The following is a 15,470-nucleotide window of genomic DNA, read 5'->3' as shown; positions in this document are numbered from 1 at the left end:
CCCGCCGGGTTGACCCCCGAAAGATTGGATCACGGGGTGGGTATCGCCAAGCGGTACCCACCCCGTTGTCATGTGGTGAGGAGATGATGGGTCGTGTGGTTCACCGACCAGCACGCGGGCGCGGCCATTGCGTTCACGGACGCGTCCGAAGGCAATGTTGCCGCGCACACGGGGGAGGACCCCGCCCAGGTTGCGGCTCACCGTGCCGCGCTGGAGAAAGAACTGGGCCTTCCTGCGGAGTCACTGAGATTCATGCGTCAGGTTCATGGAACGACAGTCGTGTCCTTCTCGGCTCACTCTGCGGGCGACACGGATGACCTCCACGCATCCGGAGCTCGTGAGATGCCTGGGACTTCCGCGGTGCCCGAAGCACCCGAGGCGGACGCCGCAATCAGCGAGGACGGAACACCCTTGGCCGTGCTCACGGCGGATTGTCTCCCCGTGGTGTTCGTGGCCGAACGCGCAGAGACGAACGTCCCGCTGACCGCTGTGGCGCACGCGGGACGGCGCGGATTACTGGACGGAGTTCTCCAGAACACGGTGCACGGGTTGCGGAAACTCGGGGCCCAGACCATCACCGCTTGGGTGGGGCCCGCAATTTGTGGTGCCTGTTACGAAGTCCCAGAGGAGATGCGGGCCGAATCCGCCCGGCTCCTTCCTGGGATCGAGGCCGAGACCTCGTGGCAGACCCCCGGACTCGATCTACCTGGTGCTGCGCGCACCCTGCTCGAAGAACTCGAGGTGCAGGTAGCCGAAACCGGCGCTGATCGTTCCGAATGGTGCACCCTGGAACACGACGCGCTCTATTCCTACCGGCGCGATAAGACGACTTCTCGCCTCGCAGGTGTCGTGTGGGTGCCCTCGGCGGCCACGACCGGCGGAAAGGACACACTGTGACCCACTCCGAAGATCAACTGTCGACTCCCTCTGACCGTGCACGCACCGCGGAACTGGCTCAACGCTTGTCCGCGGTGAGACAACGAATCCTCGATGCGTCCGAGCTCCGCAGCGAAGACCGCGCTCACGGCGGCGAATTGCCAGCGCTGATTGTGGTCACTAAATTCTTCCCCGCGCAGGATGTGGTGAGGCTGCGGGATCTGGGGGTGCGCGCCGTCGGCGAGAACAAGGACCAGGAAGTTCTGCCCAAGGCGCAGGAGGTCACGCAAGCACTTGTGCAGCGTGAGCCCGCCGTGAGCGAACCCGTGTGGCATTTCATCGGTCAGTTGCAGTCAAACAAAGCCAAGCGCGTGGTGCGGTATGCCTCCTGGGTGCATTCCGTTGATCGTGAGTCATTGATCACCGCCCTGGGTAAGGCCGTGGGCAATCATCGCGCGGCAGCGGAGAGTGGTGATGTTTCCCCCGGTCCGTGCGCCACAGCGGATCTCAAGTGCTGCCTCCAGGTGAATCTGGATCCCCGAGCCGGGGAAGACTCGCAACGCGGGGGAGCCCATCCGTCACGGGTGGCGGAGCTCGCGCGACAGGTTACGGAGACCGACGGCCTGGAACTTGCCGGAGTGATGGCCGTGGCGCCCAAGGATGGCGAACCTCGCGAGGCTTTCGAGCGACTGTGGGAGATCTCCCAGCAATTGCAAAGCGACTATCCCGGTGCCACTGCCGTCTCGGCGGGCATGAGCGGAGACCTGGAAGCCGCCGTGGCCGCGGGGGCCACTCACGTGCGGATCGGCTCGGATGTCCTCGGGGCGCGTCCCACCGTGCGGTAGCGTAATGAGAGATAATTTTGCGGGTGGTATTTTTCCCACCCGCCCAGTGATTGAGGAGAGACTATGGCCGGAGCGCTGCGTCGTACCATGATCTATCTCGGCCTCGCCGAGACCGACGACGACTACACCTCCGAAGAGACCAGCCGTCCCCGGGAAGTCACACAGACGCCGGCAAGCGGTTCCACCGCAGTGGTCGGTGAGACCGGAAACGGTGTCGCTGCACGTCGTTCCCCGGAGTACCGAGCCCCCGTGACGCCCATCAGAAGGGCCCCCAGTTCCCGAGAGGACGACAGCGAATTGCGCACCATCACCACTGTGCACCCCCGCTCTTACAACGACGCCAAGTCGATTGGCGAAGCATTCCGAGACGGCACCCCCGTGATCATGAACGTCTCCGACATGGGAGAGGCGGAAGCCAAGCGTCTCGTGGACTTCGCGGCCGGTCTGGTGTTCGCACTCCACGGCTCGATCGAACGAGTCACGGCCAAAGTGTTCTTGCTCACCCCCTCCTACGTGGAGGTGCGCGACCAGGGACACACCGATGACATCGACGACGACACCGAGTCCTACGGACAGGCCGAGGGCTGATCGTGAACCTCATCCTCTCCATCCTGTACTTGGTGGTCCATCTCGTCTATGTGGCGTTACTGGGCCGGCTCGTGTTGGACTGGGTACAGATGTTCGCCCGCAGCTGGCGGCCACAGGGGATCATGTTGATCGCAGCGTCGGTCATCTACTCGGTTACCGACCCGCCCATGAACCTGTTGCGACGGGTTGTACCGCCACTGCGGTTCGGTGGCGTGGCCCTGGACCTGGGTTTCCTCATCCTGGTCTTCGCAGTCAGCATCATCCAATCGATCCTGTGGGGGATGTTGTTGCGGGGATAAGTGTCGGTGACACCCCGATAACCGAGCGTTGGTTACGCCGTAGTTGTATCCTTAGCGTTAATTATCTTGACCGAGGCCTGGCCTTCGCGGCTTGATTAGAAGTAGGAGTGAAGCACTCACATGACTTTGACACCAGAAGACGTCATCAATAAGCGGTTCCAACCCACCAAGTTCCGCGAGGGATACGACCAGGACGAGGTCGATGACTTCCTGGACGAGATCGTGGTCGAACTGCGCCGTTTGAACCAGGAGAATGAGGATCTGCGCAAGCAGGTCGAAACCTCAGGCGGCCAGGTTGCTCCCGAGCAGCGCGGAGACTCCGCGGCTTCCGCGCCGGTTGCCCCTCAGGAGACCGTCGAGGCCTCGGAGACCACCGAGGTCCGCGAAACCACCGCCCCGGCTTCTGCCGCTGCCCCGACAGCGACCGAAACCACGGGCACCGCCACGGACGCTGCTCAGCCGCGCGCCGAATCGGTCGAGTCCGCGGCCGGCGTGCTCGCGATGGCTCAGAAGCTCCACGATGAGTACGTCGCACAGGGCCGTTCGGAGCGTGAGCGCCTCATCTCCGAGGGCCGCACCCAGGCCGACAAGCTCGTCTCCGATGGCAAGCGCACCAAGGAAGAGACCCTCTCCACTCTGGAGAAGGAGAAGTCCCGCCTGGAGGCTTCCGTCAGCGAACTGCGTACTTTCGAGCGCGATTACCGCAGCAACCTCAAGAACTTCATCAACGGTCAGCTGCGTGACATCGATTCCACCGGATCCCTGGCGCCCGACAACGCGCCCTCCGGTAACGCTTCCAACCGCACCGTGGCCAAGTAATACTCGGTGTCGCATCAAGCTCGCGAGACAGCGGCGGCTCCCACCCCTTCGGGTCGGGGCCGCCGCTGCCTCATTCTGTCCCTGATCGTGGCCGCGCTGATCTATGGCGCGGATCAACTCACCAAGTTGTGGGTCGTGGCCGAGTTGCCCCTCGGACAGCAGTTCCCGGTGATCCCGGGTCTGTTGTGGTGGCAGCACATCCGTAACAGCGGCGCCGCGTTCTCGCTCGGTTCGGATTACACATGGATCTTCACGGTCGTCATGGCGGTGGTGGTGGTGTTCATCGCGTTGACGTTGCGCAGAGTGCGGCACCCGTTCTGGGCTGTGGGCCTGGGCCTGGTACTTGGCGGAGCCGCGGGGAATCTCACCGACCGGTTGTTCCGTGAACCAAGTTTCGGGCAGGGGCACGTGGTCGACTTCATCGCGGTCCCCAATTTCGCGATCTTCAACCTGGCCGACTGCGGTGTGGTGGTGGGCATTGGCGTGATCATGATCTTGATCCTGGGGGACCGGGACATGACCCAGCCCGCCGGGCACCGAGGAGTCGACGCCGAGGAACCCACCGCTAACGATTCCGAAATCGAAGGACCCGCACTCAAGAATGACTGACTCCCGCACCCGCCCCACCGGTTCCGAACCCGAGTTCGTCTCGGAACGGTTCACCGTGTCCGACGAGCTCGATGGTGCGCGCGCCGACGCCGCCGTGGCGGCCTGGACGGGTCTCTCGCGTTCCGCAGCAGCCCAGTTGTGCACCGACGACCGGGTGCTGTTCAAGGGACGGCCGGTGGCCAAGTCGCACCGCGTGGAGACCTCGGAGACATACGCGGTGGACGTTCCCGTGCCGGAGGACCCCACGCGCATAGCCCCGCAGCACGTTGCGGATCTCCAACTGGTCCACGTGACGCCCAGCTACGTGGTGGTCGACAAACCGGCCGGGGTGGCAGCCCACCCGTCACCCGGGTGGAAGGGCCCGACGGTGGTCGGGGCGTTGGCCGGTGCGGGCGTGTCCATTTCAACCTCCGGGGCGCCGGAACGGCAAGGTATTGTGCACCGTTTGGACGTGGGGACCTCCGGGCTCATGGTGGTGGCCCGTGACGAGAACGCCTACACCGTGCTCAAGCGGGCCTTCAAGGAACGCACGGTGACCAAGGTTTACCACACGGTGGTGCAAGGGATTCCGGATCCGCTCAAGGGCACCATTGATGCTCCCATCGGTCGGCATCCGGGGCATGAATGGCGCTTCGCCGTCCTGGAGGACGGCCGCGATTCCATTACCCACTACGAGGTGCTGGAAGCCTTCGGGCGGGCCTCGCTGGTTGAGGTGCACCTGGAAACCGGGCGCACCCATCAGATCCGCGTTCACTTCTCAGCGCTCAAACACGCGTGTGCCGGTGACCTGACCTACGGGGCGGACCCTGCCCTGTCGGCGGGGCTAGGGCTCACACGGCAGTGGTTGCACGCCAAGAAACTCGGCTTCGCCCATCCGGAGACGGGGGAGCACGTCGAGTACGAGAGCGCTTATCCCGCGGATCTCGCGTTCGCGGTGGAAACCCTGCGAGAGGGCGGACCGCAACTCTGATAGCGCGGTGACCGGTGGCAACTGGGCGCTCGAGCGGCGTCGTTGGCCGTCGCCGTCCGGATGAGGCACAGATCGCGTTCGCCGGAACGTGAGCTTGTCGGAGACGCGTCCTAGACTGGTCCGGTGACCACGGCGACCGGCAAAAAAGGCTTTACCCACCTCCACGTACACACCGAGTATTCAATGCTCGACGGTGCTGCACGCCTGGACGATCTGTTCGAGGAGTGCCACCGCCAGGGCATGGACTCGTTGGCCACCACGGACCACGGGTTCGTGTTCGGCGCGTTCGACTTCTGGAGCCGTGCGCGCAACGCCGGAATCAAACCGATCATCGGCGTGGAGGCTTACCTGACCCCGGGTACCGCCCGGCAGGACCGAACCCGCGTGAAGTTCGCGGACGGCGGCCGTGATGATGTTTCCGGTGGTGGTGCGTACACCCACATGACGCTGCTGGCTGAAACGAGCCAGGGCATGCAGAACCTCTTCCGCGCCTCGACCAAGGCGTCGTTGGAAGGTCAGCTCTACAAACCGCGTATGGACCGGGAGCTGCTGAACCAGTACGGCAAGGGCCTGATCGCAACCACCGGTTGCCCCTCCGGTGAAGTGCAGACCCGCCTTCGTCTGGGGCAGTACGACCAGGCCGTCCAGGCGGCCGCTGAGTATCGCGATATCTTCGGTGCCGAAAATTTCTACTGCGAACTCATGGACCACGGCCTGGGTATCGAGAAGCGCGTCACGCAGGACCTGCTGAAGCTCGCCAAGGAACTCAATCTGCCGCTGGTGGCCACCAACGACCTGCACTACACCCACGCCGAGGACGCCAAGTCCCACGCTGCGCTGCTGTGTGTTCAGTCGGGGTCCACGCTGCAGGACCCCAAGCGTTTCAAGTTCGACGCGGACGAGTTCTACCTGAAGTCGCCGGAACAGATGCGCGAATTGTTCCGCGACTTCCCGGAAGCGTGCGACAACACCCTGGAGATCGCCGAACGCTGCAACGTGGAGTTCGACACCTCCGCCAACTACATGCCCCGGTTCCCGGTTCCCGAAGGCGAGAACGAGGAGTCCTGGTTCGTCAAGGAGGTCGAGAAGGGCCTGCACTACCGGTTCCCGAGCGGCATCCCGGATGACGTGCGCGAGCAGGCGGAGTACGAGAAGGGCATTATCATCCAGATGGGCTTCCCGGGATACTTCCTGGTTGTGGCCGACTTCATCAACTGGGCCAAGGACAACGGCATTCGGGTGGGACCCGGGCGTGGTTCCGGTGCCGGTTCCATGGTGGCGTACGCGATGCGCATCACCGAGCTGAACCCGCTTCAGCACGGACTCATCTTCGAGCGTTTCCTCAACCCGGACCGCGTGTCCATGCCTGACTTCGATGTGGACTTCGATGATCGGCGTCGGTCCGAGGTCATCCACTACGTGACCGAGAAGTACGGCGACGAACGCGTGGCCATGATCGTCACCTACGGGACCATCAAGGCCAAGCAGGCACTCAAGGACTCGTCCCGAGTGCTGGGTTACCCGTTCTCAATGGGCGAGAAGCTCACCAAGGCCATGCCGCCGGACGTCATGGGCAAGGGCATCTCGCTCAAGGACGTCTACGACCAGGACGCCAAGCGCTACGACGAGGCCGGCGAGCTCCGCGACACTCTGTCCGATGACCCGGAGTCCATGAAGGTTTTCGAGACCGCGCAAGGCCTGGAAGGGCTCAAACGCCAGTGGGGCGTGCATGCGGCCGGCGTGATCATGTCCTCGGACCCGCTCATCGACATCATCCCGCTCATGCGACGAGAGCAAGACGGTCAGGTGATCACCCAGTTCGATTACCCCACGTGTGAGGGCCTGGGTCTGATCAAGATGGACTTCCTGGGGCTGCGAAACCTCACGATCATCTCTGACGCCATCGAGAACATTTCGCTCAACCGTGACGGCTATGTGCTCGACCTGGAGCAGCTGGACGTGGACGACAAGGAGTCATACGACTTACTGGCCCGGGGCGAGACGCTGGGTGTCTTCCAGTTGGACGGTGGTCCCATGCGTCAGCTGCTCAAGCTCATGCGCCCCGACAACTTCGAGGACATCTCCGCGACCATTGCGCTGTACCGCCCGGGACCCATGGGCGCCAACTCGCACACCAACTACGCGCTGCGTAAGAACGGCGCGCAGGAAATCACCCCCATCCATCCCGAGCTCGAAGAACCGCTTGCGGAGATCCTGGACACCACCTACGGCCTGATCGTGTACCAGGAGCAGGTGATGGCCATTGCGCAGAAGGTGGCCGGTTACTCGCTGGGCCAAGCAGATATTCTGCGCCGCGCCATGGGTAAGAAGAAGAAGGCCGAGCTGGACAAGCAGTACAAGGGCTTCCACCAGGGGATGATCGACCGCGGCTACTCCGAGGCGGCCGTCAAGTCGCTGTGGGACATCCTGCTCCCATTCTCCGACTACGCCTTCAACAAGGCGCACTCCGCAGCTTATGGCCTGGTGTCCTACTGGACCGCGTACCTCAAGGCCCACTACCCGGCCGAATACATGGCCGCGCTGCTCACCTCAGTGGGCGACGACAAGGACAAGCTGGCGCTCTACCTGACAGAGTGCCGCCACATGGGAATCACGGTGCTCCCACCGGACGTCAACGAGTCCGAGCTGAACTTCACTCCTGTCGGCACGGACATCCGCTTCGGCATGGGAGCTGTGCGCAACGTGGGTGCCCACGTGGTGCAGGCCATGGTCAAGGCCCGTAATGAGAAGGAGAAGTTCACCTCCTTCAACGACTTCTTGGCCAAGGTGCCCGCGGTGGTCTGCAATAAGCGCACCATCGAATCCATGATCAAGGCGGGTGCCTTCGATCAGCTCGGACATACCCGCCGCGGTCTGGTCATGTGCCACGAGCAGGCCGTGGAGGACGTGGTCGCCCAGAAGAAAAAGGAAGACAACGGCGAGTTCACCTTCGACCTCTTCGCGATGGGCGGTTCGGAAGATCCCGAGGCGGAAACGTTCTCGGTCGAGGTGCCGGACGTCCCCGAGTGGGAACGCAAGGACATGCTCGCCTTCGAGCGCGAAATGCTGGGCCTCTACGTGTCGGACCACCCGTTGCGCGGGCTCGACGACGCCCTGAGCCAGTACACGGACACGGCCATCCAGCCGCTGTTGTCCGATGACAATCACCGGCCCGACGGCGCCGTTGTGACCGTGGGCGGCATGATTACGTCCCTGTCGCGACGGATCGCCAAGACCTCCGGTAACGCGTACGCGCGGATCGAGCTTGAGGACCGTTCCGGGTCCATCGAGATCATGTTCTTCGGCAAGGCCTACGCGCCAATTGCCGGCGTGCTGGCAGAGGACCTGATCTGTGTGATCAAGGGACGCATGCAGCGCCGCGATGATGGTTCCATCTCCATCTCGGCTCAAGAACTCACGGTTCCTGAGCTCAGTGTGGATGGCTCCACCGGTCCGGTGTGTGTGGCTTTGCCCGAGCATCGAGCCACGGAAGCCACCATCCGCCAGATCGGGGAGGTACTGCGCAATCACCGGGGTGAGTCCGAGGTTCGCATCCATTTGGACACCCACCGGTCACTGCAGGTGCTGCGCCTCGGACCGGAGTACCGGGTCAATCCGACGCCCGCGTTGTTCGGAGATCTCAAGGTGTTGTTGGGCCCGGCCTGTCTGGAAGCGTGAGCAAGGTCTCGGACGACCGGCCCAGGATGTCCGCTGTTCTGACTATTTCGGTCCGTGGATTCCCGGGGGCGGTGTCGCGCGCTTGTAGAATGGAAGGGTGACTGAACAAACTCTGGATTCTGCAAGCGCAACTACTCCCTCCGGCTTCCTGCGGGTCATCGACCTGCGTGGACAGCACCTGAGCTGGAACGAGCTGCGCCATGCGGTACCCCGCCAAACGGCGTCGTCCGTGGCGGAGGCTGAGGCCAGCGTGCGTTCGATCATCGAGAACGTCCAGGTCAACGGCGCTGCTGCCATCCGCGAGTACGCCCAGAAGTTCGATGATGTCGACCAGGGACGGATCAAAGTCGATCCGGCAGAGATCCAAAAGGCCGTGGCTGAGCTGGACCCGGCCGTGCGCAAGGGCCTGGAAACAGCCATCGATCGCACCCGTCGTTTCGCTAAGGCACAGCGCCCGGCGGACGTCGAGGTGGAGATCGCACCCGGAGCTGTCCTGAATCACCGGTGGACCCCGGTCAAGCGCGCTGGTCTGTATATTCCCGGTGGGCTGGCCGTGTACCCGTCGTCGGCGATCATGAACGTGGTTCCCGCGCAGGCGGCCGGGGTGGAATCGGTGGTGTTATGCACTCCGCCGCAGAAGGAATTCGGTGGACTGCCGCACCCCGTGATCTTGGCAGCGGCCGGGCTGCTCGAGGTGGACGAGGTCTGGGCTATCGGTGGTGCGCAGTCGCTGGCTGCCATGGCGTACGGGCTGACCGATGGCGAGGATGAGCTGGAACCCGTGAACACGGTGACCGGGCCCGGCAACATCTTTGTGGCCATGGCCAAGCGCCAGTTACGCTCCATCGTGGGCGTGGACGCCGAGGCCGGCACCACCGAGATTGCCATCATTGCCGATGACAGCGCGGATGCTCGATTCGTGGCAGCGGACCTGATTTCCCAGGCGGAACACGATCCGGATGCCGGCTCGGTGCTGATCACCGAGTCTGCTGAGTTGGCTCGCGCTGTGGAAGCCGAGCTGGCGGTTCAGGTGCCCCAGGCCAAACACCACGAACGCATCGGGATCGCCTTGCGCGGCCCCCAGTCTGGCGTGGTACTCACGGACAACTTGGATCGTTCCATCGAGGTGGCCGACGCATACGCCGCCGAGCACTTGGAGATTCACACGGAGAACGCCCGCGAGGTGGCAGGACGCGTGCGCAACGCGGGTGCTATCTTCATCGGCTCCTACAGCCCCGTTCCGCTGGGCGATTACGCGGCCGGTTCCAACCACGTGTTGCCCACCGGCGGTACGGCGGTCTTCAACTCCGGCCTGCACGCAGCCTCGTTCATGAAGGCCGTACAGGTCATTGAGTACAGCCAGGAAGCACTGGCTGAGCTCGAGGACGACATCGTGGCGCTTGCTTCGAGCGAGGACCTTCCGGCCCACGGTCGCGCTGTGACCATCCGCTCCGAATCATCCGGCCGGGAAGGCTGATCCGTGCACTGCCCGTTCTGCCGACACAATGACTCCAAGGTGGTCGATTCCCGCACCACCGATGACGGCACCGCCATCCGACGGCGTCGTCAGTGCACGGAGTGCGGGCGCCGGTTCTCCACGTTGGAGACTACGTCGATCTCAGTGATCAAGCGCTCGGGCGTCACCGAACCGTTCGACCGTCAGAACATCGTCAATGGCGTGCGCAAGGCCTGCCAGGGGCGCCCGGTGAGCGAGGACGACCTGGCCATGCTCGCTCAGGAAGTCGAGGAATCGGTGCGGGCCTCGGGCTCCGCGGAGATTGACGCCCACGATGTTGGGCTTGCCATCCTGACGCCGCTGCGGCGGCTGGACGTGGTGGCCTATCTCCGATTCGCATCGGTCTACCAAGCGTTCGAGGGCCTCGAAGATTTCGAACGCGCCATCGAAGTGCTCCGCGATCAACAAGCGGAATTGGCCGGACAGCAGACCCTCGTTCCGGACACCTCCCGCCGCAACACCGCACCCGCCGCACGACGCCGCCCGGCGCGCAAGCCATCGCAAGGCGCCGCTGCGGCGTCGTCACCGACCGCAGCCAACGAGGCGGGGGAGAGCGAACCCAAGCCCCGGCGAAAGCGTGCCGCAAAGAAGCAACCGGAAGCAGCAACTCAGCCGCGGCTGCTGTAGGGGTGACCCCATCGCTTACGCTGGGCAACAGAACTCTCAGCTGAGCCCCGCTGCCGAAGGGAACGTGCGTGGTCAAGAATCCGGAACACCTTCCGCCGTACAAGAATTGGGATTGGCTGTGGCGGTCGACTTTCGAGTTGAAATACCAGAGCTCGCTGTTGGTTGCGGACGTGGACTTCTTCGATTTCTCGGAGAAGATCCGGTTGTACCGGGACGGCGAATTCGTGGCCGTGGACAACTCGCCTGCCAGGCTGCGCGTGGATGAACACGCGACGGTGGAAGCCGCATTGTCGCTGTACGGAATGCAGTACGTGCGATTGGTGCATCTGAACGGCCAGCCTGCGGAATCTTTCCGGCCCAGTGAGGGAACGGGTGAGGACCGACGCGCAAAATTCTCGGTCAATCATCCAACTGCCGACAAAATTATTTCTGTATGCTCCTGGATCGTTTTGTTCCTGGCCATCGTCACCCAACTCCCGGAGCTGCTGAACTTTGCGGGCCGCCTCCTCGACTTTTCCGTCCCGACCTTCGAGCTGCCCGGCTGGCTGAATACGGCCCTCCAGGTAGGCGGCATTCTGGCCGGACTGGACCGCGCGCTGCGCATGAAATTCAACCGATGGATCGACGACACGCATCTGTAATCACCGTTCGGGAAATTCGCAGCCCGACCGGTAAGAATACGGCGCACACCAATTCAAGGAGAGTCTCATTATGCGCGGTGTCATGATTCACGCCCCCGGTGATATCCGAGTCGAAGATCGCCCGGATCCGGTCATCGAAGAACCCACGGACGCCATCATTCGCATGGCCGCTACGTGCATCTGCGGTTCTGATCTTTGGCCCTACCGCGGCTACGGCGATATCCCGGAACCCGCACCCATGGGCCACGAATACGTGGGCGTGGTCGAAGAAGTCGGCGCCGACGTCAAGAACGTGAAGGTCGGGGATTTCGTGATTGGGTCCTTCTTCGCCTCGGACAACACGTGCGAAATCTGCCAGGACGGTTACCAGAGCCGCTGCGTCAACAACGTGGGCATGGGCGGGATCGGCACACAGTCCGAGTACGCACGCATTCCTCTGGCCGACGGCACGCTGGTCGCAACCCCGTCCCAGCCGACCGATGAGCAGATTCCTCATCTGCTGGCGGCTTCGGACGTCCTGGGCACGGGTTGGTTCGCCGCCGTGGCCGCCGAAGTCGGGCCGGGCAAGACAGTTGCGGTGGTCGGCGACGGCGCCGTGGGCCTTTCCGGGGTTCTCGCCGCCAAGCAGCTGGGCGCCGAGCGCATCATTGCGATGAGCCGGCACAAGGACCGCCAAGCCCTGGCCACCAAGTTTGGCGCCACCGACATTGTGGAAGAGCGCGGTGACGCGGGCGTCAAGAAGGTCAAGGAACTGACCGGCGGCCTGGGTGCGCACTGCGTCATCGAGGCTGTGGGAACTCAGGAAGCCATGCAGCAGGCCATCAAGTCCACGCGTCCGGGAGGGCACGTGGGTTTCGTGGGTGTCTCACATGGAATATCCATCGACGGCGGCCAGCTGTTCATGTCCGAGGTCCACCTGCACGGCGGTCCCGCTCCTGTGCGCCGGTTCCTGCCGGAGTTGATCGACCTGATCATGAAGGGTGAGATTACCCCGGGTGACGTCTTCGATCTGACACTGCCGTTGGAGCAGGCCGCGGAGGGCTACACGGCCATGGACGAACGCCGGGCCACTAAGGTGCTGCTGACGGTCTGAGCAATCAGCGGATGGGATCCGCAGCCGCGCCATCGGTCGCTGGGTCCTCGAGCGGCGCGCCACCCAGAGCCTGTTCCTGCCAGTGAGTCACCACCCAGCGGTCGTCAGAGCCCTCGATGATCACCGCGCCGGTATTGGAGAGCCCGTTGTGCGCCACAAAGTCCACGCCGATGTTCTCGCACCGGGCTGCGGTCCAGGCACGAATGATGGCCCCGTGGGAGACCAGGATGGGTACTTCCCCGTGGGCCGCGCCTTCGACAGCTTCCGAGACGACGGCGCTGAATCGACGGATCGCGTCGTGGCCGTCTTCTTCGGAGCCCGGGACTCGAGTATTCCAGTCGCCCGCGGACCAGCCCACGGCGGTCCGCACGTAGGTCTGGATCGATTCCTCGTCGTTGGCCATTTCCAGATCACCCGCGGAGATCTCTCGGAGCCCTTCACGGATGATCGGCTCGAGGCCGAAGGTGGCGGCCAGGGGAGCAGCGGTTTGCTGCGTCCTCACCAGATCGGACACGAACATCGTTCGGACCGGTTCATCCCCCAAGGTGTTCACCAGCGCCTCGGCCTGTTCCCGCCCCAGATCCGTGAGGTCAGCGCCGGGGGCGGCAGTGTCCAGGTTGTGACCCACATTGGAGCTGGTCTGACCGTGTCGAACGAGTATGAGCCGCAAGGGTGAAGACACCTTTCGATGGTGAGAACGGGAACCGAAACTGTCTGGTTCAACGCATGTCCCACCATTCTGACCGGTGCGGTACGCCAAGTGAAACCGAGAGAAGCCCTCAGGCCCGGAAACGCAGAAGAGACCACCTTGCGGTGGTCTCTTCTGCGTTTCTTCGGTGGGCCCTACCGGGATCGAACCGATGACATCTACGGTGTAAACGTAGCGCTCTACCAGCTGAGCTAAAGGCCCTTTTATAATCGGGTGGACATAACTGATGCAGCCGCCAGCACCCGATTGGGGTATAGCTTACCTGCACGTAGGTATCTTCTGACAACTGCAACCGAACGTTCGGTTGTGTGTTGTTGGTCACGCAATTGTTCACTGCTGATCTGCTGGAACAAACGCTGGTCCGGAACGTATCGTCCGAGTCCTGACCAACCGCCCGACGTCCGATGGCCTGCTCGCGCGCATCGTGTGAGCGGATTAACACCGCGTGGAGTGGCACGAACGGGCAACCATGAGTTAACGTAGTAGTCACGAAGGCGCCGAGAGGTGCGTTCGAACCAGGGGACGCTGGTGCGCTAGATCGCCTTCGGGCGTGACAGATACGGCGGTTCGATTCCGTCGGTCTCCACCATTGAAACCCCGGGCCTCACGGTCCGGGGTTTTCTCATGCCCAATTGTGAGCGTGGGAACAAAGGGCAATCCCTGCTCAGACCCCCGGGCGGTGCGTAGGCTTATGCCATGGCTGCAGATAAGAAAGCACAAATTGGTGTCACCGGTCTCGCGGTGATGGGCGCAAACCTCGCCCGCAACTTCGCTCGTCACGGCTACACCGTGGCTCTTCACAACCGTTCCGTGGGTAAGACGGATGCTCTCCTTGAGGAACACGGCTCCGAGGGTGATTTCATCCGCACGGAAACCATGCAGGAACTCGTGGACTCCCTGGAGAAGCCCCGCCGTATCCTGGTGATGGTCAAGGCGGGTGCCCCCGTGGATTCCGTGATCGAACAGCTCACCCCGTTGCTCGACAGAGACGACATCATCATCGACGGCGGCAACTCCTATTTCCAGGACACCCGCCGTCGCGAGCGTGAATGCGCTGAGAACGGCCTGCACTTCGTGGGCATTGGTGTCTCCGGTGGTGAGGAGGGCGCCCTGAACGGTCCGTCCATCATGCCGGGTGGTTCAGAAGAGTCGTACAAGAGCTTGGGCCCCATGCTCGAGGACATCTCCGCCAAGGCCGACGACGGTAAGCCCTGCTGCGCCTGGATCGACACGGACGGCGCCGGTCACTTCGTCAAGATGGTCCACAACGGCATCGAGTACGCGGACATGCAGGTGATTGGTGAGGCTCACGAGCTGCTGCGTTCCGTGGCCGGCCTGGAACCCGCCGAGCAGGCGGACGTGTTCGACGAGTGGAACAAGACCGAGCTCTCCTCCTACTTGATCGAGATCACCGCGCACGTGCTGCGCCAGGTGGACGATAAAACCGGTAAGCCGTTCATCGACATCGTGGCTGATGCCGCCGGCCAGAAGGGCACCGGCCGTTGGACGGTGCAGGAAGCACTCGAACTCGGCTCGCCCGTTACGGCCATCGCCGAGTCCGTATTCGCCCGCGCACTCTCGTCCTCCGAACCCCAGATGCGTCGCGAGGCCCAGGAGATCCTGCCCGCCGGAATCGGCGACACCACGGAGGACGTGGTCGAGGATCCCGAGTTCGTGGAAGACGTCCGTAAGGCGCTCTACGCCTCCAAGCTGGTCTCCTACGCCCAGGGCCTGGACATGCTCACGATGGCCGGTCGCGAGTACGGCTGGGATCTGAACCTGGCAACCATCGCAAGCCTGTGGCGCGAGGGCTGCATCATTCGTGCCGAGCTGCTCAACGTGATCATGGAGGCCTACGCGGGGGACAAGGATCCGCTGAACCTGCTGTTCGCCCCCGAGTTCGTCGCTGCCATGGAAGACGCGCTGCCCGCATGGCGCCGCGTGGTCGCTCGCGCGGTCGAACGCGGCATCCCGGCACCGGTCTTCTCCTCCGCGTTGGCCTACTACGACGCACTGCGACGCCCGCGCCTGAACGCCGCCCTGACCCAGGGGCTGCGCGACTACTTCGGTGCGCACACCTACAAGCGCGTGGACGATCCCGAGAGCTCGTTCCACGTCCTGTGGAGCGGTGATCGTTCCGAGGTCGTCTCCTGATTCCCAGGACTTAGAACCAATAACGACGCCGCGGGCCACCTTTCCA

General features: G+C 63.3%; 13 protein-coding genes, 2 tRNA genes and 1 pseudogene. 14 read left to right on the top strand and 2 right to left on the bottom strand.

Annotation, left to right across the window (positions count from 1 at the left end; translation table 11 throughout):
- The first annotated feature begins 93 nt into the window (after positions 1–93).
- The 12 genes and pseudogenes from ABD283_RS00155 (at position 94) to ABD283_RS00100 (ending at position 12,561) form a co-directional block, all read left to right on the top strand.
- Positions 94–897: a purine nucleoside phosphorylase YfiH/LACC1 family protein gene (locus ABD283_RS00155; protein WP_344223050.1), complete on the top strand. Its 804-nt coding sequence runs from the start codon at positions 94–96 to the stop codon at positions 895–897.
- Positions 894–1,721: a YggS family pyridoxal phosphate-dependent enzyme gene (locus ABD283_RS00150; protein WP_344223049.1), complete on the top strand. Its 828-nt coding sequence runs from the start codon at positions 894–896 to the stop codon at positions 1,719–1,721. The genes ABD283_RS00155 and ABD283_RS00150 overlap by 4 nt, the downstream gene beginning before the upstream one ends.
- A 63-nt stretch (positions 1,722–1,784) precedes the next feature.
- Positions 1,785–2,309: a cell division protein SepF gene (locus ABD283_RS00145; RefSeq protein ID WP_344223048.1), complete on the top strand. Its 525-nt coding sequence runs from the start codon at positions 1,785–1,787 to the stop codon at positions 2,307–2,309.
- A 2-nt stretch (positions 2,310–2,311) separates the two neighbouring features.
- Positions 2,312–2,608: a YggT family protein gene (locus ABD283_RS00140; protein WP_344223046.1), complete on the top strand. Its 297-nt coding sequence runs from the start codon at positions 2,312–2,314 to the stop codon at positions 2,606–2,608.
- 120 nt (positions 2,609–2,728) lie between these two features.
- Positions 2,729–3,427 carry a DivIVA domain-containing protein gene (locus ABD283_RS00135; protein ID WP_344223045.1) on the top strand — a complete coding sequence of 233 codons (699 nt, stop codon included), beginning with the start codon at positions 2,729–2,731 and terminating at the stop codon, positions 3,425–3,427.
- A gap of 6 nt (positions 3,428–3,433) precedes the next feature.
- On the top strand, positions 3,434–4,036 hold the full coding sequence (lspA, locus tag ABD283_RS00130; RefSeq protein ID WP_425552775.1) for a signal peptidase II: 603 nt from the start codon (positions 3,434–3,436) through the stop codon (positions 4,034–4,036).
- The gene (locus ABD283_RS00125) at positions 4,029–5,006 is read left to right on the top strand and encodes an RluA family pseudouridine synthase (protein ID WP_344223044.1); all 978 of its coding nucleotides are present in this window, start codon (positions 4,029–4,031) and stop codon (positions 5,004–5,006) included. Before lspA ends, ABD283_RS00125 begins: the two co-directional genes overlap by 8 nt.
- A gap of 183 nt (positions 5,007–5,189) precedes the next feature.
- Positions 5,190–8,684 (top strand): DNA polymerase III subunit alpha, encoded by a 3,495-nt coding sequence (gene dnaE, locus ABD283_RS00120; RefSeq protein WP_425552778.1) that lies wholly within the window; start codon positions 5,190–5,192, stop codon positions 8,682–8,684.
- A gap of 97 nt (positions 8,685–8,781) precedes the next feature.
- Entirely contained in the window at positions 8,782–10,161 is a 1,380-nt protein-coding gene (gene hisD, locus ABD283_RS00115; protein WP_344223041.1) for a histidinol dehydrogenase, read from the top strand.
- A gap of 3 nt (positions 10,162–10,164) precedes the next feature.
- Positions 10,165–10,641 (top strand): annotated as a pseudogene (gene nrdR, locus ABD283_RS00110) (transcriptional regulator NrdR); the annotation flags it as partial.
- A gap of 254 nt (positions 10,642–10,895) precedes the next feature.
- The gene (locus ABD283_RS00105) at positions 10,896–11,468 is read left to right on the top strand and encodes a hypothetical protein (protein WP_344223039.1); all 573 of its coding nucleotides are present in this window, start codon (positions 10,896–10,898) and stop codon (positions 11,466–11,468) included.
- Between the two features lie 70 nt (positions 11,469–11,538).
- Positions 11,539–12,561, top strand: a complete 1,023-nt coding sequence (locus ABD283_RS00100) for a zinc-dependent alcohol dehydrogenase family protein (RefSeq protein WP_344223038.1) — start codon at positions 11,539–11,541, stop codon at positions 12,559–12,561.
- 4 nt (positions 12,562–12,565) lie between these two features.
- Here the strand turns inward: ABD283_RS00100 and ABD283_RS00095 are convergent, their stop codons facing one another.
- Positions 12,566–13,243: a histidine phosphatase family protein gene (locus ABD283_RS00095; protein ID WP_344223037.1), complete on the bottom strand. Its 678-nt coding sequence runs from the start codon at positions 13,241–13,243 to the stop codon at positions 12,566–12,568.
- Positions 13,244–13,398: 155 nt separating this feature from the next.
- Positions 13,399–13,471: transfer RNA gene (locus ABD283_RS00090), tRNA-Val, on the bottom strand.
- Positions 13,472–13,788: 317 nt separating this feature from the next.
- On the opposite strand from ABD283_RS00090, the gene ABD283_RS00085 reads away from it, so the two are divergent.
- Together ABD283_RS00085 and gndA are read left to right on the top strand one after the other, a co-directional pair.
- A tRNA-OTHER gene (locus ABD283_RS00085) sits at positions 13,789–13,859 on the top strand.
- Between the two features lie 107 nt (positions 13,860–13,966).
- On the top strand, positions 13,967–15,424 hold the full coding sequence (gndA, locus tag ABD283_RS00080) for an NADP-dependent phosphogluconate dehydrogenase (RefSeq protein WP_344223035.1): 1,458 nt from the start codon (positions 13,967–13,969) through the stop codon (positions 15,422–15,424).
- Positions 15,425–15,470: the final 46 nt, after the last annotated feature.

This window comes from Kocuria atrinae (genome assembly GCF_039531425.1).
In the GTDB taxonomy this organism is placed as follows: domain Bacteria; phylum Actinomycetota; class Actinomycetes; order Actinomycetales; family Micrococcaceae; genus Kocuria; species Kocuria atrinae.
The sequence above is the reverse complement of the archived record's forward strand: the minus strand, read 5'-3'. Positions and strand labels throughout refer to the sequence as shown.

What these genes read in the sequence shown, in the direction of transcription:
- ABD283_RS00100 (WP_344223038.1), top strand. Translation starts at nt 11,539, where the DNA reads ATGCGCGGTGTCATGATTCACGCCCCCGGTGATATCCGAGTCGAAGAT.
- ABD283_RS00145 (WP_344223048.1), top strand. Translation starts at nt 1,785, where the DNA reads ATGGCCGGAGCGCTGCGTCGTACCATGATCTATCTCGGCCTCGCCGAG.
- ABD283_RS00125 (WP_344223044.1), top strand. Translation starts at nt 4,029, where the DNA reads ATGACTGACTCCCGCACCCGCCCCACCGGTTCCGAACCCGAGTTCGTC.
- gndA (WP_344223035.1), top strand. Translation starts at nt 13,967, where the DNA reads ATGGCTGCAGATAAGAAAGCACAAATTGGTGTCACCGGTCTCGCGGTG.
- dnaE (WP_425552778.1), top strand. Translation starts at nt 5,190, where the DNA reads ATGCTCGACGGTGCTGCACGCCTGGACGATCTGTTCGAGGAGTGCCAC.
- ABD283_RS00135 (WP_344223045.1), top strand. Translation starts at nt 2,729, where the DNA reads ATGACTTTGACACCAGAAGACGTCATCAATAAGCGGTTCCAACCCACC.